General features: G+C 58.2%; 24 protein-coding genes. 15 read left to right on the forward strand and 9 right to left on the reverse strand.

The genetic code is table 11. The annotated features are described in order from the left end of the window. Positions 1–391: 391 nt before the first annotated feature. The 3 genes from gltB to ACZF99_RS05675 all read left to right on the forward strand — a co-directional run bounded on the left by gltB (position 392) and on the right by ACZF99_RS05675 (position 6,938). On the forward strand, positions 392–4,990 hold the full coding sequence (gene gltB, locus ACZF99_RS05665; protein ID WP_483612561.1) for a glutamate synthase large subunit: 4,599 nt from the start codon (positions 392–394) through the stop codon (positions 4,988–4,990). A 270-nt stretch (positions 4,991–5,260) separates the two neighbouring features. After that, a complete protein-coding gene (locus ACZF99_RS05670) occupies positions 5,261–6,169 on the forward strand; it encodes an ABC transporter ATP-binding protein (protein WP_483609802.1) in 909 nt (302 codons plus the stop codon). Beyond that, positions 6,162–6,938 (forward strand): ABC transporter permease, encoded by a 777-nt coding sequence (locus tag ACZF99_RS05675; RefSeq protein WP_483609804.1) that lies wholly within the window; start codon positions 6,162–6,164, stop codon positions 6,936–6,938. Before ACZF99_RS05670 ends, ACZF99_RS05675 begins: the two co-directional genes overlap by 8 nt. A 66-nt stretch (positions 6,939–7,004) precedes the next feature. Here the strand turns inward: ACZF99_RS05675 and ACZF99_RS05680 are convergent, their stop codons facing one another. After that, positions 7,005–7,424: a bactofilin family protein gene (locus tag ACZF99_RS05680; RefSeq protein ID WP_483609808.1), complete on the reverse strand. Its 420-nt coding sequence runs from the start codon at positions 7,422–7,424 to the stop codon at positions 7,005–7,007. A gap of 28 nt (positions 7,425–7,452) precedes the next feature. After that, a complete protein-coding gene (locus ACZF99_RS05685) occupies positions 7,453–8,451 on the reverse strand; it encodes a M23 family metallopeptidase (RefSeq protein ID WP_483609810.1) in 999 nt (332 codons plus the stop codon). 174 nt (positions 8,452–8,625) lie between these two features. Here ACZF99_RS05685 and cls point away from each other — a divergent pair, with 174 nt between their 5' ends. Continuing rightward, the gene (gene cls / locus ACZF99_RS05690) at positions 8,626–10,056 is read left to right on the forward strand and encodes a cardiolipin synthase (RefSeq protein ID WP_483609812.1); all 1,431 of its coding nucleotides are present in this window, start codon (positions 8,626–8,628) and stop codon (positions 10,054–10,056) included. A gap of 9 nt (positions 10,057–10,065) precedes the next feature. On the opposite strand, the gene ligD is transcribed toward cls, so the two are convergent. Continuing rightward, positions 10,066–10,965, reverse strand: a complete 900-nt coding sequence (gene ligD / locus ACZF99_RS05695) for a non-homologous end-joining DNA ligase (protein WP_483609814.1) — start codon at positions 10,963–10,965, stop codon at positions 10,066–10,068. 195 nt (positions 10,966–11,160) lie between these two features. Between ligD and ACZF99_RS05700 the strand changes: the two genes are divergently transcribed. Next, positions 11,161–12,108 (forward strand): ATP-dependent DNA ligase, encoded by a 948-nt coding sequence (locus tag ACZF99_RS05700; protein ID WP_483609816.1) that lies wholly within the window; start codon positions 11,161–11,163, stop codon positions 12,106–12,108. A gap of 396 nt (positions 12,109–12,504) precedes the next feature. Here the strand turns inward: ACZF99_RS05700 and ku are convergent, their stop codons facing one another. After that, entirely contained in the window at positions 12,505–13,464 is a 960-nt protein-coding gene (ku, locus tag ACZF99_RS05705) for a non-homologous end joining protein Ku (protein ID WP_483609818.1), read from the reverse strand. 551 nt (positions 13,465–14,015) lie between these two features. Between ku and tsaE the strand changes: the two genes are divergently transcribed. From tsaE to tsaD, 4 genes are read left to right on the forward strand one after another with little or no spacing between them, the layout of a single operon-like run. Further along, complete coding sequence (tsaE, locus tag ACZF99_RS05710) at positions 14,016–14,510, forward strand: tRNA (adenosine(37)-N6)-threonylcarbamoyltransferase complex ATPase subunit type 1 TsaE (protein WP_483609820.1); 495 nt, start codon at positions 14,016–14,018, stop codon at positions 14,508–14,510. 2 nt (positions 14,511–14,512) lie between these two features. Next, the gene (gene tsaB / locus ACZF99_RS05715) at positions 14,513–15,427 is read left to right on the forward strand and encodes a tRNA (adenosine(37)-N6)-threonylcarbamoyltransferase complex dimerization subunit type 1 TsaB (RefSeq protein ID WP_483612562.1); all 915 of its coding nucleotides are present in this window, start codon (positions 14,513–14,515) and stop codon (positions 15,425–15,427) included. A gap of 45 nt (positions 15,428–15,472) precedes the next feature. After that, positions 15,473–15,940, forward strand: a complete 468-nt coding sequence (rimI, locus tag ACZF99_RS05720; protein ID WP_483609822.1) for a ribosomal protein S18-alanine N-acetyltransferase — start codon at positions 15,473–15,475, stop codon at positions 15,938–15,940. After that, positions 15,934–16,974 carry a tRNA (adenosine(37)-N6)-threonylcarbamoyltransferase complex transferase subunit TsaD gene (gene tsaD, locus ACZF99_RS05725; RefSeq protein ID WP_483609824.1) on the forward strand — a complete coding sequence of 347 codons (1,041 nt, stop codon included), beginning with the start codon at positions 15,934–15,936 and terminating at the stop codon, positions 16,972–16,974. Before rimI ends, tsaD begins: the two co-directional genes overlap by 7 nt. 69 nt (positions 16,975–17,043) lie before the next feature. Here tsaD and ACZF99_RS05730 read toward each other — a convergent pair whose 3' ends face one another. After that, a complete protein-coding gene (locus tag ACZF99_RS05730) occupies positions 17,044–17,520 on the reverse strand; it encodes a bactofilin family protein (RefSeq protein WP_483609826.1) in 477 nt (158 codons plus the stop codon). A 2-nt stretch (positions 17,521–17,522) separates the two neighbouring features. Next, positions 17,523–18,539, reverse strand: coding sequence for a M23 family metallopeptidase (locus tag ACZF99_RS05735; RefSeq protein ID WP_483609827.1), 1,017 nt, complete (start codon positions 18,537–18,539; stop codon positions 17,523–17,525). Positions 18,540–18,762: 223 nt separating this feature from the next. On the opposite strand from ACZF99_RS05735, the gene ACZF99_RS05740 reads away from it, so the two are divergent. The 4 genes from ACZF99_RS05740 to ACZF99_RS05755 all read left to right on the forward strand — a co-directional run bounded on the left by ACZF99_RS05740 (position 18,763) and on the right by ACZF99_RS05755 (position 22,187). After that, the gene (locus ACZF99_RS05740; protein WP_483609829.1) at positions 18,763–19,857 is read left to right on the forward strand and encodes a ParM/StbA family protein; all 1,095 of its coding nucleotides are present in this window, start codon (positions 18,763–18,765) and stop codon (positions 19,855–19,857) included. Between the two features lie 187 nt (positions 19,858–20,044). Continuing rightward, positions 20,045–20,518: an IS200/IS605 family transposase gene (tnpA, locus tag ACZF99_RS05745; RefSeq protein ID WP_240268557.1), complete on the forward strand. Its 474-nt coding sequence runs from the start codon at positions 20,045–20,047 to the stop codon at positions 20,516–20,518. A 353-nt stretch (positions 20,519–20,871) separates the two neighbouring features. Next, the gene (locus tag ACZF99_RS05750; RefSeq protein ID WP_483609831.1) at positions 20,872–21,291 is read left to right on the forward strand and encodes a DUF6157 family protein; all 420 of its coding nucleotides are present in this window, start codon (positions 20,872–20,874) and stop codon (positions 21,289–21,291) included. Between the two features lie 92 nt (positions 21,292–21,383). After that, entirely contained in the window at positions 21,384–22,187 is an 804-nt protein-coding gene (locus ACZF99_RS05755; RefSeq protein ID WP_483612563.1) for an AAC(3) family N-acetyltransferase, read from the forward strand. 19 nt (positions 22,188–22,206) lie between these two features. Here ACZF99_RS05755 and ACZF99_RS05760 read toward each other — a convergent pair whose 3' ends face one another. After that, positions 22,207–22,563, reverse strand: a complete 357-nt coding sequence (locus ACZF99_RS05760; protein WP_483609833.1) for a rhodanese-like domain-containing protein — start codon at positions 22,561–22,563, stop codon at positions 22,207–22,209. A 44-nt stretch (positions 22,564–22,607) separates the two neighbouring features. Then, complete coding sequence (gene cysK, locus ACZF99_RS05765; RefSeq protein WP_483609835.1) at positions 22,608–23,552, reverse strand: cysteine synthase A; 945 nt, start codon at positions 23,550–23,552, stop codon at positions 22,608–22,610. 227 nt (positions 23,553–23,779) lie between these two features. Here cysK and ACZF99_RS05770 point away from each other — a divergent pair, with 227 nt between their 5' ends. Both ACZF99_RS05770 and ACZF99_RS05775 read left to right on the forward strand, forming a co-directional pair. Next, entirely contained in the window at positions 23,780–24,259 is a 480-nt protein-coding gene (locus ACZF99_RS05770) for a hypothetical protein (RefSeq protein ID WP_483609837.1), read from the forward strand. 11 nt (positions 24,260–24,270) lie between these two features. Next, positions 24,271–24,792 carry a hypothetical protein gene (locus tag ACZF99_RS05775; RefSeq protein ID WP_483609839.1) on the forward strand — a complete coding sequence of 174 codons (522 nt, stop codon included), beginning with the start codon at positions 24,271–24,273 and terminating at the stop codon, positions 24,790–24,792. Between the two features lie 7 nt (positions 24,793–24,799). Here ACZF99_RS05775 and ACZF99_RS05780 read toward each other — a convergent pair whose 3' ends face one another. Further along, positions 24,800–25,681: a hypothetical protein gene (locus ACZF99_RS05780; protein ID WP_483609841.1), complete on the reverse strand. Its 882-nt coding sequence runs from the start codon at positions 25,679–25,681 to the stop codon at positions 24,800–24,802. Positions 25,682–25,770: the final 89 nt, after the last annotated feature.

The following is a 25,770-nucleotide window of genomic DNA, read 5'->3' on the forward strand; positions in this document are numbered from 1 at the left end:
TCGTTATCCGGACGCTTTGCACGATCATCCCGTTGGATCAGGTCACGGAGATGGGAGAAGATCCCGGGGTAGAAAATGCGGGGGCTAATAACCTGCCCTCTCGCCCCCTTAACAAAAGGGATAATGGTGCAAAGAGCCTTGCAAGGCAACAACACATTTCATATGGTGACGCTTTCGTGGCAAAGCCGCCCTGTCGGGGCCTAAAAGTTCTAATCAATAGTGCAAAATAAAGAGAATATAATGCAAAAACAGATATGACATTTTCCGTTAGAATAGTAAGAAAGATTGATCCGGGCTTATCCGGCATCGCGGCAAGGCATGGGGACTGATCCATTTAGATTTCGCTTATGATGTTTTGAACTACCTCTAAATAGAAAGGTTGCGTCAGATGATGAAACATACCGTTATACCTCCCAAGCAGGGACTTTATGATCCCGCTTTCGAAAAAGACGCTTGCGGCATGGGCTTCGTGGCCCATATCAAAGGGAAAGCCTCCCATGATATCGTCAGCCAGGCGCTGACCATGCTGGCGAATATGGAACACCGGGGTGGTCAGGGCAGCGAACCGAACTCGGGGGACGGCGCAGGTATATTACTGCAAATCCCGCATCGGTTTTTTGCCGCCGAAGCGACAAAGCTTGGATTCGCTCTGCCGGAACCGGGACAATATGGCGTCGGCATGTTGTTCTTGCCGCATGACGAAGCGGCCCGGGCCAAGCAGGAGGAGGAGCTCGTGCGCATCGCCGAGGCGGAGGGACAGCGCGTCCTCGGATTCCGCACGGTGCCGACTCGCGATGATATGCTGGGCCGATCGGCCAAAGCGGCGAAGCCGTTCGTCCGCCAGGTGTTCATCGGGCGTTCCGTGGATCTCAAGGAGGATCTGGACTTCGAACGCAAGCTGTACGTGATTCGGCGCCGGGCCGAACTCGCGATCCGCTACAGCGGGGCGGGGCAAGGGGATGCTTTTTACGTATCCAGCCTGTCATGCCGGAAAGTTGTGTACAAGGGGATGCTGACCACGGAGCAGGTAGGTCAGTTCTACCTCGATTTGCGGGACGAGACGCTGGAATCGGCGATTGCGATGGTGCATTCGCGCTTCAGCACGAATACGTTCCCCAGTTGGGAGCGGGCGCATCCGTACCGCTTCATGATTCACAACGGCGAGATCAATACGCTGCGCGGCAACGTGAACTGGATGCATGCCCGCCAGTCGATGTTCCAGAGCGAAACGTTCGGCGCCGATTTGGAAAAGGTCAAGCCGGTGATCAATCCGGACGGCTCGGACACGGCGATGTTCGACAACACGTTTGAATTCCTGTACTTGAGCGGACGTTCCCTGCCGCACGTGGCCATGATGATGGTGCCCGAACCTTGGGTCGGCCGGGAGGACATGGATCCGGACAAACAAGCGTTTTACGAATACCACAGCACGATGATGGAGCCATGGGACGGGCCTGCGGCGATGGGCTTTACCGACGGCATCCAGATCGGGGCCATCCTGGACCGGAACGGCCTTCGTCCATCGCGGTATTACGTGACAAAGGACGATTTGATCGTCCTCTCCTCGGAGGTCGGCGTTCTCGACATTCCGGCGGAGGACGTGCTTTATAAGGACCGGCTGCGCCCGGGGCGGATGCTGCTCGTCGATACGCGGGAAGGCCGGATCATTTCCGACGAGGAAGTGAAATCGGCGATCGCCAAGGAGCATCCGTACCGCGAGTGGCTGAACGAGCATCTCGTCGAGCTGGAAGACTTGCCCGAGGCGAAGGAGCTGCCGCCGGAAAGCCATGAAGACATCGCGCGTCGCCAGATGGCGTTTGGCTATACGTACGAAGACCTGCGGAAGGTGCTGGAGCCGATGGCCTTGACCGGTCAGGAAAACATCGCTTCGATGGGCTACGACGCGCCGCTCGCCGTATTGTCGGAACAGCCGCAGCGGTTATACAACTACTTCAAGCAGATGTTTGCGCAGGTCACCAACCCGCCGATCGATGCGATCCGCGAGGAGTTGGTCACCTCGACCGCGACGACGATCGGGCCGGAGCGCAACCTGCTGCAGCCGGAGCCGGAGAGTTGCCGGCAAATCCGGTTGGATTCGCCGATTCTGTCCAATGAGGATTTCGCAAAGCTCCGCCATTTGCACCGGCCGGGCTTTAAAGCGATCACGATTCCGATCCTGTTCCCGGCCGCCGAAGGGGCGGAAGGGCTGCGCAAGGCGCTGGACACGTTATGCGAAGCGGCCGACCGGGTGATTGCCAAAGGCCATAACATCCTGATCTTGTCCGATCGCGGCACGGATGCGGAGAACGCGGCGATCCCGGCGCTGCTGGCGGTGTCTTGCCTGCATCACCATCTCATCGGCGAGGAGACGCGGACCAAGGTCAGCCTCTTGCTGGAGTCGGGCGAACCGCGGGAGGTGCACCATTTTGCGCTGCTGCTCGGCTACGGCGTCAGCGCGGTGAACCCGTATCTTGCGTTCGAGAGTCTGAAGGATATGATCGCCCAGCGCATGCTGCAGGGAGTTTCACATGAAAAAGCGATCTACAATTTCATGAAGGCCGCGACCAAGGGAGTCGTCAAGACGTTGTCCAAAATGGGCATCTCGACGATTCAATCGTACCGCGGGGCGCAAATTTTCGAAGCGGTTGGATTGGAGCCGTCGTTTGTGGACCGATACTTCACTTGGACGCCGTCGCGGATCGGAGGCATTGGCCTGAAGGAAGTGGCGGCCGAAACGCTGGCCCATCATTTCCGGGCCTACACCGACAAGGACGGCAGCGACAAGGTGCTGGATTCCATCGGGGAATACCAGTGGCGCAGCGGCGGGGAGGAGCATCTGTTCAACCCGCAGACGGTGCATTTGCTGCAGCAGGCGGTCCGGACGGGCGACTACCCGCTGTATAAGAAGTTCGCCGCGCTGGTGCAAGGCGAGAATAAGAAGCATTTGACCCTGCGCTCCCTGCTGGAGCTGAAGCCGGTCGGTCCGAAGGTGCCGCTTGCGGAAGTGGAATCGGCGGCATCGATCATGCGCCGGTTCAAGACCGGGGCCATGTCCTTCGGTTCGATCAGCAAGGAAGCGCATGAGACGATTGCGATCGCGATGAACCGCATCGGCGGCAAAAGCAACACCGGCGAAGGCGGCGAGGATCCGGCGCGCTATGTGCCGGACGCGAACGGCGATTTGCGCCGCAGCGCAATCAAGCAAGTAGCGTCGGGACGTTTTGGCGTCACGTCGCACTATTTGGTCAACGCCGATGAAATCCAGATCAAGATGGCGCAGGGCGCTAAACCGGGCGAAGGCGGCCAACTGCCGGGCCGCAAGGTGTATCCTTGGGTGGCGGAAGTGCGCGGCTCGACGCCGGGCGTCGGCCTGATTTCGCCGCCGCCGCATCATGACATCTATTCGATCGAAGACTTGGCCGAGCTGATTTACGATTTGAAGAACGCCAACCCGCAGGCCCGCATCAACGTCAAGCTGGTCTCGGAAGCCGGCGTCGGAACGATCGCCGCCGGCGTAGCCAAAGGCCGCGCCGATGTCATCCTGATCAGCGGCTATGACGGGGGAACCGGGGCCTCGCCGCAAAGCTCGATCCGCCATGCGGGGCTGCCATGGGAGCTGGGGCTCGCCGAAACGCATCAAACGCTGATGCTGAACAATCTGCGCGACCGCGTCGTGCTGGAAACCGACGGCAAGATGCTGAACGGCCGCGACCTCGCCGTCGCCGCCCTGCTCGGCGCCGAAGAATACGGTTTCTCGACCGCGCCGTTGGTGGCGGTCGGCTGCATCATGATGCGCGTCTGCCAGCTCGATACGTGCCCGGTCGGCGTCGCGACGCAAAATCCGGAGCTGCGCAAGAACTTCACCGGCGACCCGCAGCATGTCGTCAACTTTATGACGTTCGTGGCGGAGGATCTGCGCGAATGGATGGCGGAGCTGGGCTTCCGCACCCTGGAAGAGATGATCGGACGGACCGACTGCCTGGATACGGTCAAGGCGGTCGACCATTGGAAGAAGCAAGGCGTCGACCTCAGCTCGCTGCTGCATATGCCGGAGCTGCCGGAGGGCAGCAGCCGCTATTGCACGAAGCGGCAGAACCACATGTTGGAAGAGACGCTGGATATGACGCAGCTCATGCGTCTTGCACTCCCCGCGCTGGAACGCGGCGAAGCCGTCAGCGCCCGGCTGCCGATCTGCAACGTGAACCGGGCGACCGGGACGATCGTGGGCAGCGAAGTCACCCGCCGCTATGGTGCGCAGGGGCTGCCTGAAGATACGATCACGTTCCATTTCGAAGGATCGGCGGGTCAAAGCTTCGGGGCGTTCATACCGAAAGGCATGACGCTCACCGTCGAAGGCGACGCCAACGACTACACCGGCAAAGGGTTGTCCGGCGGCAAGGTCATCGTGAAGCCGTCGCCGCGCGCGACGTTTGCCGCAGAGGAGAACATCATCATCGGCAATACGTCGTTTTACGGCGCAACGAGCGGTGAAGCGTACATCCGCGGCATCGCCGGGGAACGGTTTGCGGTCCGCAACTCCGGCGCCAACGTCGTCGTTGAAGGCGTCGGCGATCACGGCTGCGAATATATGACGGGCGGGCGCGTTGTCGTTCTGGGCGGAACCGGCCGGAACTTTGCGGCCGGGATGTCCGGCGGGATCGCGTACGTGCTCGACGAAAGCGGGGACTTCGCCGGCCGCTGCAACCTGGAAATGGTGCTGCTGGAGACGGTGGAGGATCCGGCGGAAGCGGACCAACTGCGGACGTTGATCAGCCGTCACCTCCTGTACACGGACAGTCCGGTGGGACGCCGTGTGCTGAACCGCTGGAACGAGTACCTGCCGAAGTTCGTCCGCGTCATTCCGAAGGACTACAAGCGGATGCTGGAGCAAATCCGCAAAGTCGAGGACGAGGGCTTGAAGGGCGAAGCCGCGCTGCTGGCCGCTTTTGAAGCGAACGCGCGCGAATTGGCCCGCGCCGGCAACAATTAAAACCGAAGCGGCATCAAGCAGGAAGGGACCGCCCCGTATGTGATGATCAATCAAGTGATCATCAATCAAGATAGAGGGGCGGTCCTTTTTTCGTGTGTCCCAAACCCTGCCCCGTAGCTTGCCGCCTGGCTTCGTCCTTTTGTCAGCCTACCGTCAGTTCCCCATCATTTGGGGAGGCTTTAGCCGACGTGCGGCTTGTGGTAGAATGGGAGAAATTATCCTGACGAAACGGGATACAGTTCGAAGAGAGAGTGGGGAGTATCCATGGAGATGACGCAGGAACCGGTCGTACGCATGCGGGACGTCAGCAAGCGCATCGGCGGCAAGACGCTGATCGACCGATTAACGCTGGACATCCCGAGGGGGCAGGTGTACGGCTTCCTGGGGCCGAACGGGGCCGGGAAAACGACGACGATCCGGATGATGGTCGGGCTGATGTCCATTTCGGAAGGCGACATCCTGATCGAAGGGGCCAGCATCAAGAACCGTTTTGAAGAAGCGATTTCGCATGTCGGCGCCATCGTGGAGAATCCGGAGATGTACAAGTTCCTGACCGGGTATCAGAATCTGCTGCATTACGCCCGCATGTCCCCGGGGGTAACGAAGCAGCGGATCTGGGAGGCGGTCGAGCGGGTCGGCATGCAGAACCGCATTCATGATAAAGTCAAAACCTATTCGCTGGGCATGCGCCAGCGGCTGGGGGTAGCGCAGGCCATCCTGCATCGGCCGAAGCTGCTGGTGCTGGATGAGCCGACCAACGGGCTCGACCCGCAGGGCATCCGCGAGCTCCGCGATTATCTGCGGGTGCTGGCGCGGGAGGAAGGCACGACCGTGTTCGTCTCCAGCCATTTGCTGTCGGAAATGGAGCTGATGTGCGACACGGTCGCGGTGATCCAGCAGGGACGGCTCGTGGACGTCAAGTCCCTGCATCCGGAGGCGGGAGACGGCCGAGAGCGGGAAACGGCCTTCGAGGTGAGCGATCCACGGCGCGCGGCGGAGCTCATCGAAGGCGGCCGCATCGAAGGCGGCCGGCTGGTCGTGTCCGCCGACCGGCAGGCCGCGGCCGGAATCAACGCGAAGCTGGTTATGGCGGGCATCGAAGTGTACGCCATTCAGGCCGTGACGCGTTCGCTGGAAGATCAATTCCTGGAGTTGACGGGAGGGAAGGACATTGAATAGTTTTCTCGCGTTGGTCCAAAACGAAAACATGAAAATCTACCGGCGGGTCCGCACTTGGATCATGTTCGGGCTGCTCGTCCTGCTGACGATCCTGTTTGGGGTGCTGTTCTCGTTAGGCGGGGGCATCCGCAGCTTGAGCGCCTGGGACGCCCTGGATCAATTGAGCTTCCTGTATTATCTCGTCAGCATTTTTTCGGCGATTGTGGCCGCCGACATCGTGGCCGGCGAGTTCACTTGGGGGACGATCAAGCTGCTGCTGATCCGCCCGTGGACGCGTACGAAGGTGCTGCTGTCCAAGCTGCTGTCCGTGCTGTTGTTTACGCTGGCGATGAGCGCGGTATTTTTCGTCTCGGCCCTGGCCGTCGCGTTTCTCATTTTTCCGAACGAGCCGTCGCACATTTTCCTGCCGGGGGAAAGCCCGCTAGGCCGGATTCTGGAGAGTCTGCTGTACAGCTATGTTGACCTGCTGGTCATCGCGGCGTTTTCGTTTATGATCTCGACCGTCTTTCGTTCCAGCGGTATCGCCATCGGTTTATCGATGTTTATCCTGTTTGCGGGGAACCTCTTTACGATGCTGTTTCATCCTGCGCGTTATGCCTGGGCCAAGTATATGCTGTTCGCCAATATGGGGCTTAGTCGCTACCAGGGCGGCGCGGTCGGTCCGGCGGGCATGACGTTGGGCTTTTCCGCCTTCGTGCTGACGGCGTACGTGCTGCTGTTTCTGGCGATTGCCTGGCTGGTGTTTAAGAAAAGGGACGTCGCCGCCTAAAAACGCAAAAATAAAAGTTCCCGTATGCTTCGGCAGACGGGAACTTTTTGTTCCACTCATCACCACTTACCCCGCTTCGGGACGTGCCGCTTTCTTCATCTTTCCCTTGCCCGAAGAGGCGGAAGGGGTGGGGGCGGGCGCGATTCTTTCCATTTTGCTCGACCCGTTCAGCAAGCCGCCTTCGACAATAATCAGCTTGGCGACATCCACGTTGCCGTCGATCTGGCCGCTTGCGGTGATCGTTAATTTGCCTGTCGTTCGGACATCTCCGACGACTTTGCCGGCGATGATAACCTCGGCGCCCGTAATATTGGACATGGCCTCGCCCGTTTCGCCGATGATTACCTGGCCCTGGCAATCGATTTCCCCATGGATTTGGCCCTCCACGCGCAAATTGGACTTGCACTCCAGCTTGCCTTCAACGAGGCTGCCTTGGCCGATCAAGGTATCGGTCAGGCGGGGGGCTTTTTTGTTGTCTTTGAACATAACCGGTCTCCTCCTTTCCAAGTCTGAATTACTTCAAATAAGACAGCGGATCGACGGCTTTGCCGCCTTTGACGATCTCAAAATGCAGATGGGGCCCGGTGCTGCGCCCGGTATTGCCCAGATTGCCGATGCTTTCGCCTTTCTTCACCTCGTCGCCCACGGAGACGTCGATATCGCTCAGGTGCAAGTACCAGCTTTGCAGGCCGCCCGGATGCTCGATCACGATGTATTTGCCGTGGGAGTCGTCCCGTTTTGCGGTAACAACCTTGCCTGCGGCCGCGGCGTAGATGGGGTCGCCGACTTTGCCGGCAATGTCGATCCCCGCGTGGAAGGCCGCCCGGCCGGTAAACGGATCGGTACGGTAACCGAAATTGGAGGTTAGCCGCGTGGACAGCGTGGGCCATTCCGATGGCGTTCCGGACAGGGAATACTGCGTTTGCTTCGCCCTTTTCAAGGTCAACGGCACATTCTTCTCCATCTCGTCAAGCATGTCGTTCATCGCGGCAAAATCATCCCGCGTGTCCCTAGCGAGCGCCTCGATTTCGTTCTCGTGGACCGCAATGAACTCGCCGCCGACGCCGCTGTCTCCAAGCGCATTCAGCGAATCGTCCCGGGACAGCGAAGACAGCTTGCCCAGGTTCTTCGCATCGCCGTCTCCGTATTTATCGATAAATTTCTGAAGCTCCGCTTCGAGTTCGGCTACCCGCTCCATCCGGTCCATCATATCCTTGGACTGGCTCGATAAGGCGATCACTTCGTTCTGCAAGCGCTGAATCGCTTCGTTTTTGTTGGTTACCACCGCTTCAAAGGCCAGGGTTTGCCGCTCCAGTTGACCTTCCAGGCGGGAAACGGCCTGATCCGAATGAACCTGCAGGCTGACGATCAACCCGGAAATGGACAGCAGCGCCAGCAATGGAACGGCGACGACAAGCGGCTTGGACACTTGCACCTGTTTGACGGGCCGGCCGGCATCCCGAAGGACAAGCAGCGTCATCCGATGCGGATTCGGTACGCTAACGCTTCTCATGGCATCCCCTCCCTACGCTTCGTTGGTTCTATAACTTATCTATTCCTATGATTCTTAAATCATGTCAAAAAACTGGTCCTGTCTGATATAAAGCGCCGGGCTTGATTCGAACGGGTGCCATGAATAAACCGCCGCCGGGATGGTTAATGCTGATGGCAGGGGAGGGTGGAAGGCATGCTCTGGCTGATCGGCATATTGCTTGTTTTTATCGTACATCTCGGACTGATTCTGCTGCTCGAATTCCGCAATCCCGGCAAGGCCGTCGCCTGGATGCTCATTTTGTTCCTGTGCCCTCCATTGGGTCCTGTTCTCTATTATTTCATGGCACGCGACTATAAGAAGCGCAAATGGCTGCTGCAGCGGGGACCCGTCCCGTTCGATGGCATCCGGGAGTTGCTGAGCCGCCGGTCGCTGATCGCGGATACCCTGAAGGGGATGCAAAATCCCGAATTTGCTCATCAGGAGCGGCTTTACGCGCTGTTGACGCACCAAGCGGCCAACCCGATCACGGGCGGAAACCGGACGGAAGTGTATTCCTCCGGGGAAACGGCCTTCGGGGCGATGCTGGAGCGGATGGAGCAGGCGCGGGATCATATCCACCTCGAATTTTATATTTTCCGCAGCGACATGATCGGATCGGCCTTTGGAGAGGTGTTGATCCGCAAAGCCCGGGAGGGGGTCAAGGTACGGATGATCTGCGATGGGCTCGGGAGCTTTAAGCTGGAGCGTTCGTTTACCGAAAGGCTTAGGAAGGCTGGCGTGGAGGTTTACTTCTTTCTGCCGCCGCGGGTCGCCGTGCGGAATCGTCGAGTCAATTACCGCAATCATCGCAAAATCGTCGTAGTCGACGGACGGGTCGGATTCGTAGGCGGGTTAAACGTGGGCGACGACTACCTCGGTCTCTATGAGAAAATGGGGTATTGGCGCGATACGCATCTGCAACTGGAGGGAGATTCGGTTCATTATCTGCAGCTCGCCTTCCTGGAGGATTGGCTGCTGGCATCGGGCCAGGATCTCGGAGACCCCGCCCTGTTTCCGTCCGGCGAAGGGCCCGGGGGGGAGCAGGTGCAGGTCCTGACAAGCGGGCCCAACTTGCCGCGCAACACGATTCAGGAAATGTGCTTTAATTCCATCGCGGTGGCGAAGCGCCGGATCTGGATCGCTTCGCCTTATTTCATACCGGACCCCAGCGTGTATTCGGCGCTCAAAACGGCAGCTCTGAGCGGGGTCGAAGTGATCGTCATCATGCCTTACCATTCGGACAGCCGCCTGGTCAAACTGGCTTCGTTATCCTACGTCGAAGATCTGCTGCAGGCGGGGGTGAATTTCGTGCAGTATACGAAAGGTTTTATCCATGCCAAGGTGATGCTCATCGACGGCTTGCTCGCTTCGGTAGGAACGGCGAACATGGATATGCGCAGTTTTTTTTACAACTTTGAATTAACCGCCTTGCTGTTCGATCCGGATACGATCGCCCGGCTGGAGCGCGATTTCAAGCAAGATCTGGCCGATTCGGTACCGATCTTGCCTGAGGACTTCGCCCGGCGGCCGCGCGGGCAGAAAGGGCTGGAGCTGCTGGCGAGGCTCTTGTCACCCCTTTTGTAGCCGTCCCCTTTATGACCGTGCCGGAGTTTTTAAGTGCTGTAAAATCAGTTGCAAGGACTGCGGGGGGACGGCTTCGAGCAAATCCCCCCGTTCCTTCAGCCTCTGACCGATATTCAGCAGATTGAAATCGGAGGGCCTGGGGTTCTTCCGCACCTCGTCCCAGGCGAGCGGAGTCGATACGCTGGCGGCCGTACGGGCCCGCGGGGTATAAGGGGCCGCCAAGGTTTTACCGCCGTAATGCTGCAAATAGTCGAAATAGATTTTGTCGCCGCGATCTTTTTTCAACCGTTCAATGGTAAACAGGTTTGGATGCTTCTCGGTGACGTAGCGGGCGACGAAATGGCCGATCCTCCGCAACTCGTCGAAGGTGATGCCGTATTCGATCGGCACGATGATCTGCACGCCGGTGGCGCCGGACGTCTTCGGCACGGATCGCAGGCCCAGCGACGTCAAAATATCGCCGACCAAAGCGGCGGCCTCCATGATTCGCGGCTCGTCCTCCCGCGTCGGATCGAGGTCGATCATCCATTCGCACGGCAGTTGCTCCCCGACATAATGCAGGGAGGGATGAAATTCGATGCAAGCGAGGTTGCCGAGCCACAGCAGCACCGGCAGCCGGTCGAGCACGACGTAGTTGATGTTCTCGTGGACGGCCGTGCGGACGAAGGGCGGCAATGGGTCGGGGGCGTTTTTCTGGTAAAAAAACTTGCCGTGAATGCCGCCGGGATAACGAATCGTCGTCAGCAGGCGGTTGCGGCAATATTTCAGCAAATAGGGCGAAAGCTCGGCCAGTTTCTCCAAATACATTCGCTTGGTAATGCCGGCTTCGGGCCACAGCAGCTTGTCGGGGTTGGACACGGGCACCTCTTCGCCATCGACGGAGATCGTCCCTTTGATCGTTCTGGGCATGGCCGCTCCTCCTTTCAGGTTCGGATTGCAGTTTAAGGCATGGGCTGCCGCAAATCGAGTTGTTTTCTTAGGCTTGCCTGGGAAACGGGAAACTATGAACGGAGCGGGACGGCCGGAATGGATCGCGGAGGCCGGGGGCAAACTGGGGGAAACTATTCCGAAAGGTTTGGGAGTCGAGAGGAGTCTGTGAGCTGCATGAAATTGGAACCGATCGCGCCGTTTGAACCGATTCGCAGCGATACGATCCCGCAAGGGGAAGAATGGATAGCCCAGGTCAAATGGGACGGCGTGCGGATGCTTACGTACAGCGACGGCCGCGAGGTCAAGCTGATTAACCGCAAGGGGAACGACCGGACGCTGCAGTATCCGGAGTTTCAGGACGCGGGGGCCTATTGCCGGGCCGAATCGCTGATTCTCGACGGGGAAATGATCGCCCTCTCGGACGGCAAGCCGTCGTTCCACGAAATCATGCGCCGCGACAGCCTGCGGCGGGAGCAAGAGATCCGCTTCGCCAGCGGTCGGATTCCGGCGGTTTATATGATTTTCGATATCCTGTACCATGACGGGAAATGGGTGAACGGAGAGCCGCTGGCAAATCGCCAGCATCTGCTGCAGGAAATCGTGCTCCCCTCCGAACGGGTGCAACTGGTCCCGAATGTGGCGGAAGGGGAGCGGCTGTTTGCCTTAATGAAGGAGCGGGGCTGGGAAGGCGTCGTCTCGAAACGGCTGGACAGCACTTATGCCTTTGGGGGCAAGGATGGCCGTTGGGTCAAAAAGAAACTGGCCCGCGATCTGTACGCGGTCATCGGTGGGGTGACGTACCGAGACGGCAGGGTGAACGCCATTTTGCTGGGTTTATACGACCCGGAGGGACGGTTCATCTATATTGGACATGCCGGCAGCGGCAAATGGAAGGTGTCGGACTGGCGCGACCTGACGGAGAACGTGAAGCCGCTGATCGTGCCGAACCGGCCGTTCGTCAACGTCCCCGAACGCATCAAAGGGGCCGTCTGGATTCAGCCGGCCCTGACCGTGAAACTTCAATTTCTGGAATGGACGCCCGGCGGCACGATGCGCCATCCGATCATTCAGGGATGGGCGAACGTCTCTCCGGAAGCGTGCGATATGCGGCAAAGCATGTAGGCGGGGCCCCGCCTGTCCGCATCGAAGCGGCGGCTTCACGTCCAAGCGGCCAATCCACGTCCAAGTGGCTACTCTACATTGAAGCAGCGGCCCGAAGGGGTTGTTTTGTACGAAAATTCATTGCAATGTCCCCGCACAGCGGCGGTGCACCCCCGTTTTGTACGATTTATCGTACAAAACGGCTTGCGCAGCATTTGATTTCGGCGGATTTGTACGAATATTCATACATATGCCTCTGAACAGTAGGTAGCTGCTACTTATTTATACGATAAATCGTACAAATACTCCGATGCTGCAGTTGCAACTGCGGCCAGTTGCTGCGGCGCTCCCTACTTCGGCTCCGGCTTCGTTAGCGGCGCCCCCCTACTTCGCCTCCGGTTCGTTAGCGGCGCTCCCCTACTTTGCCTCCGGCTTCGTTGCGGCACGGCGTTTGGGCTTCGGCTTTACCGCGACGCTCGGGGTTGCGTTTCCAGTCCCGGTCGTTTCTGCGGCGGGAGCGGCTTTGGGCTCGGACTTCGCCTTTTTGGCCGCAGGCTTGCGCGTACGTTTCGCCGGTGCGGCAGCGGCGGGGCCCGGGTCGGCGGCGACCGGCTTGACGGCTTCGATGCTGGCCTGCAGCGCGGCCATCAGGTCGATGACGTTGGTCTCCGGCTTGGCCGGAGCCAGGCTGATCTCTTCGCCGGCGACTTTTTGCTCGATTAAGTGCAAGAGTCCCTCGCGGTAGTCGTCGGTGTATTTCTCCGGCTCGAACGGGGTAGACAACTGCTCGATCAGCATTTTCGCCATCGTCAGCTCCTTATCGTTCACCTGAATATTCTCCGGAAGGTTGGGCACTTGAGAGATCGGTCGGATTTCGTCCGGGAAAAAAATCGTTTCGATCGCCAAACACCCTTCCATCACGCGGATGGCCGCCAGGCTGCTTTTGGAACGGATGGCGATTTTGGCGATGCCGATTTTCCCCGACTGGCGCATCGCTTCCAGCAAGAGCTGGTACGCGTTCCCTCCGGCCTGGTCCGGCGACAGGTAATACGTTTTTTGAAAATAAATCGGATCGATCTCCTTCAAATCCACGAAGTCGATGATGGTGATCGTTTTTTCGGCGTGGGCGGACAGCTGCTCCAGCTCTTCCTTTTCAAAAAGCACGTATTTGCCTTTTTCATATTCGTAGCCGCGGGAAATGTCGTCCCAGTTCACGTCGACGTCGCAAGCCGGGCAGCGCCGAACGTAGGAGATCGGGCTGCCGCAGACTTTATGGATGTATTTCATGGAGATGTCCTTGTCTTCGGTGGCCGAAAACATTTTGACCGGAACATGGACCAGTCCGAAGCTGATCGCTCCTTTCCAGACGGTATGCATGGTTCAAACCCCTTTCTTGTTCCTTCGGATCCTCGTTGCGGATCCGCATATTGTTAGTAGTATGGTTTTAAACGTGGTTTCTATTTACGCGGATTAACGCTCGTTTTCGTTCGAGTTCGATCCTGCGTTCTGCGGTTGCGGGGGTTGCGGTGGACCGATATAATGAGGACAGTGCCCAGCACGTGCCTCGAGGAGACATGTACGCGGCTGTAACGGACATCAGGGAACAAGACGATGAAAGGCCGCGGGCCGGTAACGGACACCCGTCAGGGCTTAGCATGAAGATAAGCGGATATCGTAACGGACATCAGGGACGTTATATGTCTGCAGGCGTGGAGTTCCGGCCGCTAACGGACTAGAGAGACCTTATTTGCCTGAATTCCGGTTTTTTTCTACCGTAAAGGTGAAATAACGGCTCCTGAGTCCGTTAGCGCGGGAAATGTCCGGGAAATGAGCAGATAAGGGCCTCTCGGTCCGTTAGCGGAACATGGGTTATCGAATGAGGCGCGATTGGGTTGGAACCGGGATAAAGGTGGTAAGCTAGAGTGAGCATGGATAAGAACAAGGGCAACACCCCTGCGCAGTGGGTATACGAAGCCGGGAATTTGGATGGGACGGAGCAACTGGCAGCGGTTTTGGCCCGGCTGGCGCAGCCGGGGACGGTGATCGCCCTGGACGGGGATCTCGGCGCGGGCAAAACCGCGTTTTCCCAACTGTTCGCGAAGCATCTCGGCGTGAAGGATACGGTGAACAGTCCGACCTTTACCTTGATCAAGGAGTATGAGGGCAGGCTGCCTTTTTATCATATGGACGTCTATCGGCTTTCGCCGGACGAGGCGGATGAGCTGGGATTGGACGAGTATTTCTACGGAAACGGCGTCACGCTGGTGGAGTGGGCGAGCTTGATCGAAGAACTGCTGCCGGACGAAGCGCTGCGCATCTACATCGAGACGGTGTCGGCGACGAAGCGGCGCATGCATATCAATGGGCAGGGCGAAATCTATGAGGCGTGGGTGTCGGTCCTGAAAGAGAATGGAGTATCCTGATGATGAACGAATACGAACACAAACGGCCGTCGCAGCGGCTGCTGGCGTTTGACACCGCCACTTCCTCGCTGGCGGTGGCGGTGATGGAGGGCGGCCGCGTGCTGGCCGAACGAAATATCCAGGCCGAACGGAACCATTCGGCCTATCTGGTGACGGCGATCGGGGAATGCCTAGAGGCGGCGGGGCTCGCCAAGCGGGATTTGGACGGGATCGCCGTCGGGATTGGGCCGGGCTCCTACACCGGGATCCGGATCGCCGTCACGACCGCCAAGACCTTGGCTTGGTCGCTTCGGCTTCCGGTCTACGGCGTCTCGAGCCTGGCCTCTTTGGCGCTGGGCGGCTGGGCCGGCGCCAGCGGGCAAGACGCCGCCGCGCTGGGCGAGCTCGCCGCGCGGCAGGGCGCGCCGGCCGGGCTGAGCCGGCCGGCCACGGCGGCTGCGGGCGGCGACGGGGCCGAGGCCACCGTCGCCGCTTGCGCAGCCGCGGAAGGCCGCCGCGCTACCGCCGGCAGCCACTGGATCGCGCCGCTGATCGACGCGCGGCGCGGACAGGCCTATACGGCGCTGCTTCGCGCACCGGCGCCGGGCGGATGGCCGGAGCGTCTCGAACCCGACGCGATCCGGCTCATGGACGGGTGGGCCGGCGAGCTGAAGCAGCAGCTGGAGCAGCTGCCGCCGGACGAGCGGCCGGCCCGCCTCTGGTTCGTGGGCGAAACCGCGAAGCACGAAGCGGCGATCGCGCCGCTGACCGCCGCCTTCGGCGAGCGGGTCCAGCTCGTGCCCTACGAGCTGGAGGGCGCATGGATGGGCATCGCCGGGATCGCGCGCACCGCGCTGCCGGCGGACGACGTCCATGCGCTGGAGCCGAATTATACGCAGTTGGCCGAGGCCGAAGCCAAACGGCTGCGGAACGCGTAGGGCGAGGGGGCGGCGAAGCTGGAACAAGACATCGTATTTCGCAACATGACGCTTGCGGATCTGCCGGACGTCATGGTGATCGAGCATGAATCGTTTTCGCTTCCGTGGAGCGAAGAAGCGTTTCGCAACGAGTTGACGCATAATCATTTTGCCCGTTATCAAATCATGGAAGTTCAAGGCGAACCGATCGGGTACGCCGGGATGTGGACGATCCTCGACGAGGCCCACGTTACGAACATCGCCGTTCGGACCGCGTACCGCGGGCGCCATCTCGGGGAGAAGCTGCTGCGCCGGATGATGGACTGGGCGGGGGAGCTGGGCATGGTCCGGATGACGCTGGAGGTACGGGTGTCCAATACGGTGGCCCGCGCGCTTTACGAGAAAATGGGCTTCGCCCCGGCGGGCATGCGAAAAGGGTATTATTCCGATAATCATGAAGATGCAATCATAATGTGGTGCGAGCTGCCAAGGTCGCAGTCGGAAACCGGGGAAGGAAGCGAAAGTTTGTGGTAAAGCAAGAGCAGGACATATATATTTTGGCGGTGGAGACAAGCTGCGACGAGACTTCGGCGGCCGTGGTGAAGAACGGGACGGAGGTGCTGTCCAACCTCATCGCCAGCCAGATCGAAACGCACCGGGCATTCGGCGGCGTCGTGCCGGAGGTCGCTTCGCGCAAGCATGTCGAGAGCATTACGCGGATGCTGGAGGAAGCGGTGCGGGAGGCCGGGATTCCGCCGGAATCGCTGTCGGCGATCGCCGTGACGGAAGGGCCCGGCTTGGTCGGCGCGCTGCTCGTCGGGATTATGGCGGCCAAAAGCCTCGCTTTCGCGCTGGATAAGCCGCTGATCGGCGTGCATCATATCGCCGGTCATATTTACGCCAATCGCCTGGAGGCGGAGATGCGGTATCCGTCCATGGCGCTGGTCGTCTCGGGCGGCCATACGGAGCTGGTGCTGATGGAGCGGGAAGGCCGCTTCCGCCTGCTCGGCCGGACGCGCGACGACGCCGTCGGCGAAGCCTACGACAAGGTGGCCCGGGCGCTCGGTTTTCCTTATCCCGGCGGTCCCTTCGTGGACAAGCTGGCGGCGGAGGCGTCGGAAGCGGAGGAGCTGCCGCGGGCCTGGCTGGAGCCGGACTCCTACGACTTCAGCCTAAGCGGACTCAAATCGGCCGTGCTGAACGCGGTGAACCAGCACAAGATGCGCGGCGAGGACGGCTACCAGCCGGCGATTGCCCGTGGGTTTCAAGAATCGGTGATCGAGGTGCTGGTGGAGAAAGCGGTCCGCGCCGTTCGCGCCACCGGCTCGCGGCAACTGCTGCTCTGCGGCGGCGTGGCCGCCAATCGCGGGTTGCGCGCGGCGCTTGCCGAGCGCTGCGAACGCGAGGGGATCGCGCTGCTGATTCCGCCGCTGAAGTATTGCACCGATAACGCGGCGATGATCGGCGCAGCCGCTTATTTGAAGTGGAAAACCGGCGAGTTCTCCAATCTGGAGCTGAAAGCGGAGCCTTCCCTATCGCTGGAGGGCTGGTCCGTCACCCCAAGCTAATTCTGCATCGAGGGCTAACGATCGAAACGAAAGGCCGGACAAATTGTCCGGCCTTTCCCATTCCTTGATTCACCACGTTTTATAAACCGCATCGTCATCCTGTTTTCCGTTATTTTTGGCTGGAGGTGCCTGCTCGGCGTCAGCCGCTGCCGCCGTCTCCTTCAAAGCGGCGGAATTGGGCTTATCCGAGCTGCCCATCTTGCTGGTGCCTTCGAATATGCTGCCTTCCTCAATGGAAAGGGAAGTTGCGACCATGTTACCGAACAGCTTGCCTTTGGATGTGATCGACAGCTTGTTCTTGGCGTGCACGTTGCCATTGACCGTACCGGCAATAATGACGTTGCGAGCCAGAATGTTGGAATGGACCACGCCTTTCTCGCCAACCGTCACATCGCCTTCGCATTCGATGTCGCCGGTAATTTGACCTTCGATGCGCACGCCGGCGTCCGAGCGGATTTTTCCTTCGAAAATACTGCCCTCCCCGATCAAAGTATCGGTGGTGTTCGGATCCAGCTTGACGGGTTTTGCGTTATTTCTTAATTTCATGATCACTCTTCCTCTCCGGGTTTCCTAAGGTAATTGGCCGGGTCGACCGTACTGCCGTTCTTTACGACCTCGATATGGAGATGCGGTCCGGTACTGCGGCCGGTGGAGCCCAGCTCCGCGATGGTATCGCCTTGTTTGACGGTAGAGCCGACCTCGGTCAAAATTTTGTTCAAATGCATATAGTTCGTTTTCAATCCCGAAGGATGGGAAATCGTGATATAGTTGCCGCGTGCGCTGGTGTATCCGGTATCAACGACCTTGCCGTCGGCCGCCGCATAAACGGGATCGCCGACGCTGCCTCCGATATCCATTCCGGCATGCATCGTTAACCGCCCGCTAAACGGGTCCTCCCGTTTGCCGTAAGGGGAGGTCACCCTCTCGGAATCGGTGGGCCAAAAGGTCGGCAAGATGGCCATCAAGGCCTTATATTCCTGGATGGCCACTTTGGTCTGCTCCAGCCGTTTCTGTAAATCGGGCATCTCCTGCAGCGAGGTGGTGATGCTCTCTTTCGTCTCCTGGACGAGCTGCGCTACGTCCTGTTCGCTAAGCGGAATCGATTCTCCGCCGACTCCGCCTTCGGCAGCGAGGGTGTCCATCGCCGCTTTTTTGTCCGCGGCTGCAGTGTTCTTCGCTTTGCCCGATCCCCCGTCCGTAATCGACTTCAGTTCGGCCTCCAGCTGTTCCAGCTCGCTCATCTTCGATTCGATGGTTTTCGACTTTTCCGACAGATCGATCAGCTCGTTTAACAACCGGTCGATTTCCTGCTCCTTGTTCACGACCGTGTTCCTGAACTGGTCGGATGAATCGGACAGCTGCGCTTCGAGCGTTCCGATCCGGTTCGTATGGGTGCGGTTAACGGCATATAGGATCAGCACGGAGGTGAGCAGCACGGCTGCGGCGACCAAGATGCCCAATAAATAGAAAAAGCGGAATTTAAAACGGAACACGGGGCTGGTCCCTTCCGGCACAATCAGCAGCGTATAACGCCGGTTTACGTTTTTTTTGAATCTGAGCTTCATGACTTCCTCCTGATTATCTTGGGTTGAACATGCCACTGTGTAGGACCAAGGTCATTCCTTGTAACTTGCCAATACAACTACTTCGGCAAAATGTGGCAAATCCCTTTTTCATATAAAAAAATTTTGTAACTATTTTCACGCCTTAAGCAGGAATTTGTCGAAGGGAAGCGAAATGAGAAATAATTGGAAAAGTGTCTTCTTTCCTAACGTAAGGAGGTTTATTATGATCAGAATTGCCGGAATCGACGTTGGCAACGACAGCGTTAAGGTAGTGATTGACGGTTCACAACGACCGATCATTATTCCGAGTATCGTCTCTCCCGGATATGATAGACATGTGCTTCAAGAGGAAGATTCTCCGCTGAAGGCGCTGGATGTTCGGGTCTATAGCCCTAAATTAAAGAGAAATAACCAGCGGTATTTCGTAGGCCTGCTGGCGATGGAGGATCAGGACAATTCCGAGCTGGAGGAAACGGACAACAAAGCCACCAGCGACCAGTCCCTGGTCGTGGCGCTGACGGCGCTGGCTTATGCGGCCCTTACGGGACAAGCTTATCCGACGGCGGGAACCGGGATCGAAGAGGCTGAATACATAATTGGAACCGGGCTTCCTGTCCGGACTTACGTGGCATTTCATCAAGCGTTCGAGGAGCGGCTGACCGGCGAGCATGAAGTGACGTTCCTGTCCACGCCGGAGTTGCGCGGGCGCACGGTGCGCCTCAACATCCGCCGCACGATCGTGTCCGTGGAAGGCGCGGCCGCCTTATTCCATTTGGCGACGAACGATACGCTCCAGGTGCGGAACGAAGAGCTGCATAATGGCTGCATCGGCATCTGCGAGATTGGTGCTCTGACCACCGATTTCCCCGTGGTGAAGCGGATGAATATCGATAATCAGTTCAGCACGGGCGAGCAGTTTGGGCTGGCGACGTATCTGGATTCGATTATCCGCGACGTGGAGGACCAGTTCGGTTACCGCTTCCCCAGCCGCACAAAGCTGATTGGGCGGATCCGCAACCGCGAATTCGTCATCCAGCGCGTGGGCGAAGGTCAGGCGGACATTCGTCCGATCGTCGATATGTATTTCAGCCGGGCGGCGCAGAAGCTGGTCGATCTGATCCGCAAGCGGTGGAAGAAATACCCGGACATCGAATGCTTCTACGTGCTTGGCGGCGGTGCGGCGGCGCTGAAATCGTACCTGATCGATGCGGCCGGCTCGATGCGTTTGCGGTTTGAAGAAAATAGCGAAATTCTGAACGTGCAGGGTTACTTGAAGCTGGCCAAGAACAAAGCGGGCCAACAACCGAACCCGGCATAAAACGTCCGAGTGATCGTTCCGGCGGTGCATGCACCGCCGGTTTTTTTTAGGCTTTAGCCAGTTGAGTACGCGAAGCGTGCGAAACAAAAAACCACCCGCTATGCGGGTGGAGGGAACGAGGGTTTGACCAACAAGACCATCCCGATAAAATTGAGATGTTCAGGCTCAATGAAAGGAATGGTCTTAGATGGCAAACAAGAACTACAGTCTTGCTCACACAAAGTGGATGTGCAAATACCATATTGTGTTCACCCCGAAGTATAGACGGAAAGAAATCTATAATCAAGTGAGGAAAGACTTGATCGAAATTTTCAAACGTCTATGTAAGTATAAAGGCGTGGAGATTCTAGAAGGTCATATGATGCCGGATCATGTACACATGTTGGTAGCCATTCCACCAAAGATATCCGTGTCATCTTTCATGGGATATCTGAAGGGAAAAAGTTCCCTCATGATCTTTGAGAAACATGCCCAATTAAAGTATAAATACGGGAACCGAAAATTTTGGGCGGAGGGATATTATGTGAGTACAGTGGGACTGAATGAAGCTACCGTAGCAAAGTATATTCGTGAACAAGAAGTACACGACCAGGCGATGGATAAGCTGAGTGTAAAAGAATATGAAGATCCGTTCAGCAGTAACGGTGGCAAGAAGAAGTAAACCAGTTTAACTGGTAAGTGAAGGTGACAAAATACACTGAGCCTGAACAATTTTATTGTCAGGCTAGCGTCTTTAGGCGCAGTTTGGCAACAGGGGGTTATACCCCAAGAGCAAACCACCCGTTGGACGGGTGGTTATGATTATGAGTAAGAAAGTATAAGTTTCGGAGCTCCCGCTGTAAGGTGATGGATGGTATTAGGTAAATAACTGTACCTGCGCAGATATTTTAGCCGTTAAGTGCTTGCTAGTGAGGCAAGAGAAAGTACTGTTGGAGTTAATGCAAACGCTAGTGCCCAATTCTTTAAATTTAAAGGTTCAGCTATAATAAGGAAAAAGAAAGGAGGCCGGGGGCCGTGAGCTACCAAAACACATTTATTCGCGTATCGACCGATTGTCCCGCCGACCGCGGGATCGTCCCGGTATCGACGGGATCCGCGAAACCTGCGCACGTCATTCAATACGAGCTGCTCTCGCAAGCTCCGTACCGGTACAATCATGAAGAGCTGCTGTTCGAGGTGCATATCCGCCACAAGCAAATCCCGGAGGAGGTCGTGCGGGAGCGCCGGCAGGAGCTCTGGGAGGAGCTGTTCAGCAAATCGCACCCCTGCCTGCGGGCTTCGGCGCTTCCCAAAAAGTATGGATGGGGCGTGCACTATGACGCACAAGGGAAAATCGCGATTTACGGCATGGACTCGCCGGAGTATCGGCGGTTCGTCACTTCAGCCGACGTTCAACTGCTGAACGCGATGAGGAATAGCCGCAAGACCGGTTAGGTATACCGGAAGCTTGTTCAATCGGGGAGGGCGAGACACGGGGAAAATGTTCAGAGGGACATGGGAAGATAAGGAGAGATCAAAGAAGCATGATGGAAGAAATTCAAGGGGAATTGTACACAGTGGAGACGCTGCGGGCGGATTTGGAGGCATTGGGGGTACGGAAAGGATCGACGCTGCTCGTCCACTCGTCATTTAAAGCGCTGGGGAAGTGGGTTTGCGGCGGCCCATCGGCGGTCGTCCTGGCATTGGAGGCGGCGCTGGGCGAAGAAGGCACCTTGGTGATGCCCACCCATTCGGGCGACGTTGGAGATCCGGCCAGATGGCAGAATCCGCCGGCGCCCAAGGCGTGGTGGGACACGATTCGCGCGCAAATGCCGGCTTATGATCCCGAGCTGACGCCGTTATGGTACATGGGCGTCATTCCGGACACGTTCCGCAAGCAGAAGGGCGCCTTGCGCAGCGGACATCCGCAGGTTTCGTTCGCGGCCAGAGGCCCGCAGGCGAACCTTATTACGGCGGACCACGGCCTGGAACTCGGGCTTGGCGAGCGTTCGCCGCTCGCGCGGATTTACGAGTTGCGCGGGGATGTCCTGTTGCTTGGCGTGGGTTACGGGAACAATACGTCGATGCATTTGGCGGAGTGCCGGGCGAACTATCCGGGGAAGGAGACTTACACCGCAAAGGCGCCGATGCGGGTGGAGGGCGAAAGACGGTGGGTGGAATTTACCGAGCTTGATTACGATTCCGAGGACTTCGAACAGCTCGGCGCCGATTTCGCGCAGGAGACCGGATTGGTGAAGCGCGGCCAAGTCGCCGGGGCAACCGCGCTGCTGATGCCCCAACGGGATTTGGTCGATTACGCGGTAGGCTGGTTGGAGCGCCGCCGCGTTTAATTCAAGTTGCTTTTTCGCGTTATGTTTCATGTGATGAATCGTCGGCTGGTCCGGACTCGACCTCAAGGTCCCAGTCAAGCATGCCGCCGAGGAAATTGTGGACCCGTTCAAAGCCCTGGGCCTGCAGGTAACGGGCGACCTCGTAGCTGCGCGAGCCGCTGCGGCATACAAACACGTATTCCTGCTCCGGATCGAGTTCTTCGAGCCGGTAGGGGATTTCGCCCATCGGAATCAGCGGAACCCCGGGAATATGCGCCGCTTCGTATTCAAACGGCTCGCGGACGTCGATGACGACGGTTTCGCTGGCGGGATCTTGAAGCAAGGCGTGCAGTTCGGCCTTGTTGATATGGGAGATGTCTCCGATCATTTGGGGCATAAGTTCATCCTCTTTTCCTAAATAGAATGGTTTCCTTCTTTCGCTTATCCCTCTGCGTCCGTCGGCTCGCCGAAGACACCCATGCTCAGGTATCTTTCTCCGGTGTCCGGCGCGATGCACAATACGCGTCTGCCGGATCCCAGCCGCCGGGCCAAACGGAGCGCCGCCCAGACCGAAGCGCCGGACGACGGTCCGACCAAGAGGCCCTCTTGAGCAGCCAAGCGTCGCGTCGTTTCCAGTGCAGCCTCATCGCTGACCTGAACGATTTCGTCATACACGGCGGTATTCAATACCGGCGGGATAAAACCGGGGCTTGTGCCCACCAGCTTGTGCGGGCCCGGTTCCCCGCCGGAGAGCACCGGGGAGCCCTGCGGCTCGACGACGGCGATATGGAGGTTCGGTATGACGCCTCGCAAATACTCGCCGGTGCCGGTAATGGTGCCGCCCGTGCCTGCCGTAGCCACGAACCCGTCAAGCCGGCCGTCCATTTGCCGCACGATTTCCGGTCCGGTCGTGAGCCGGTGAATTTCCGGGTTGGCGGGGTTCTGGAACTGCTGCGGCATAAAGCTGCCCGGGATTTGGGCCGAGAGCTCCCGGGCTTTGGCGATCGCGCCGGGCATGCGCTCCGAGGCCGGCGTCAACACGACCTCGGCCCCGTAAGCGCGCAGCAGGACGATTCGTTCTTTGGTCATGTTGTCCGGCATGACGAGGATGATCCGATACCCTTTGGCGGCAGCGTTCATGGCCAGCCCGATGCCGGTGTTCCCGCTGGTCGGCTCGATAATCGTGCTGCCGGGGGTCAGCAAGCCCGCCCGTTCGGCCGTTTCGAGCATGTGAGCGGCGGCCCGGTCCTTGACGCTTCCGCTCGGATTGGCAAATTCCAGTTTGACGTATACGTCCGCATCCTGCCCGGAGACCAACCGGTTTAATCGGACGACCGGCGTTTCGCCGATCAGGTCGGTGACGCTGTGGACGGCTTTTCGAGTCATGGCGGCTTGGCCCCTCTCTCTAAAATTTAAAGTATCTATTTATTCTACTCGGGAACCTCCCATTGTTTCAAGTTGCCCCCCATATGGCAATCCACCGTTCCCAAGCGGGATTTCCTATGATAAAGTAGCAGTAACAACGAAGATGAGCCGAAATAAGACTCGTCTTCTTTTTTTATACGATAGGTGAATTTAATCACAAACATGAAATTGCAAAAGGGGTTGTACGAATGGTGAAAGCGAAAGGAAGACCGACGGCCTGCGCACTATTGATCGGATTGCAGGGACTGCTGGGCATCGGCGCCGTGTTTGGCGGCGGTGCGCTGGTCCTGGATCCGTCGGGAGGTTTGCTGGGGATGCCGCTGGACGTGATGCAGATCCCGCTGTTCCCGGATTATTTCATTCCGGGGCTGATTCTGTTGATGGTTTTTGGCATGCTGCCGCTTGCGGTTACGACGGCACTGGTGTGGAAATGGAACTGGGGCATTGCGGAGAAGCTGAATCTTTTTAAGGATCGGCACTGGTCTTGGGCCTTTTCCCTGTATATCGGCTTTGGATTAATCATCTGGATATCGGCCCAAATCTACATCCTTGGCGGTTCCTCCGCGGTGCATTTGGTGTATACGGCCTGGGGATTGGCGATCCAGGCGCTGACCGTGCTGCCTGCGATCGCCGGCTATTATCGGAAGCCGTCCGGCGCCAACGCTTAGGAGGGGGATTTATGCGGAACAACCTGAAGCCGGGCAACATGATACGGCGGCCCGGCGGCCTGCGGCTCTTACTCGGCTTGCTGTGCGCTGCGGTGCTGCTGACCGTCTTGGGCGGCTGCAATCCGGCCACGGAACGGCAAAAGCGGCTGTACGACGACGAATCGGAGCTGGCCCAGGAAGGCGACACTTTTACTTACGTGAAACGGGCTAGTACGACGAACAATGGATCGACGACGATTTCTTTTTCCTCTTTTTATGGAATGGAAACGATTTGGCTCATCCATGCCTCGGCGGAGGGCAAGGTGACTTTCCTTCATCGGCAGGAGCTCGACGACGGCCGCTTTAAGCTCGTGGCCATTGGGCCGGAGCGCCAAGTGACGACACTTGCCGAAGGGAACAGCGAAGGGAAGATGGAGCTGACGGTTCGCCCGGGTACGTATCGAATCAAATTCGTCGGCAACAATGCCAAGGGCCGGGTGAGGACGGAAATTCAGGCGGACGCGGGCATCCGCATCACGGCCGCCGACGATTGACATCAGCTTACCAACTGGACAACGCCGTGCGTTTCCAGGTGTCCTTAGCGACGCAGACGTAAATGTAGTTGTCATCCCAGGCGATGTCGCCGGGATTCCCGGGAGCCTTGGAGGAAGCGGGCGTGCGGGATTCGCGGATGCGGATACCGTCCCCGTTGACGTCCAGCGCGCTTTGCGGATCCTCAGTCCCGATGCCGACTTGCCCGTTATCCCGCTTGATCGTCAGGGCGCTGTCGATCGCTTCCCCTTTATCCGAATAACGGACCAGGTTAAAGTCAGCCCCGGCGTTGCCGCCTTTCAGCTCGGCACTGTTGGCGCGCAGGCTCCAAAGCGGGGACGTGGCGTTATCCTTGCCGGCGCCTGCCAGCTGCACGTCCCGGTTGCCTTCGCCGGCCACCCGCAAAATGCCGTCCATGACGTTAAAATTGGAGGAGTGGGTGCGAATCTCGGCAACGTTGGTATCGTAGGGGATTTCCAAACGGGTAAAGAGCTGATCTTTATACTCTCCGGTCGGAGACATCGTCGTTTCGATTGAAATATGCTTGTGATCATGTTGTTCCGGATTGTTTGCTTTATCATGCGAGATAATCGCCGTTTTGTCCTTGCCTTGTTCATCGGCCCAGGCGATTGCCGGTTTGGCGCGGTCCGCCGTCCACTGAAGGCGGATCAGGTCGGATAAATGACCTTCGCTTTCGATCCATTGCTTGTCGGTGGACAGATGGAGCCGTTCGTTCTGCGGGAGAGCCAGACCGCCCCCGGGCAGCTTGGATTCCGTAAAAGGGGAAGTCGTGGATGAAGCGCCTTGGGATGTGCCGAACATCTGGCATCCTCCCACGAAGACAAGGCTGACGCCCAGTGCGGCGAGTGAAGCGGCTTTGACAAATTTCATTCCATTCTCTCCTTTTCGGTGAATATTTGACGGTTTATGTGCTTTTTCGGCTGCAGCTCTATAGAGATCATAATGATTTTAAAAAGGGC

The organism is Paenibacillus sp. JL3B1040 (assembly GCF_057063165.1).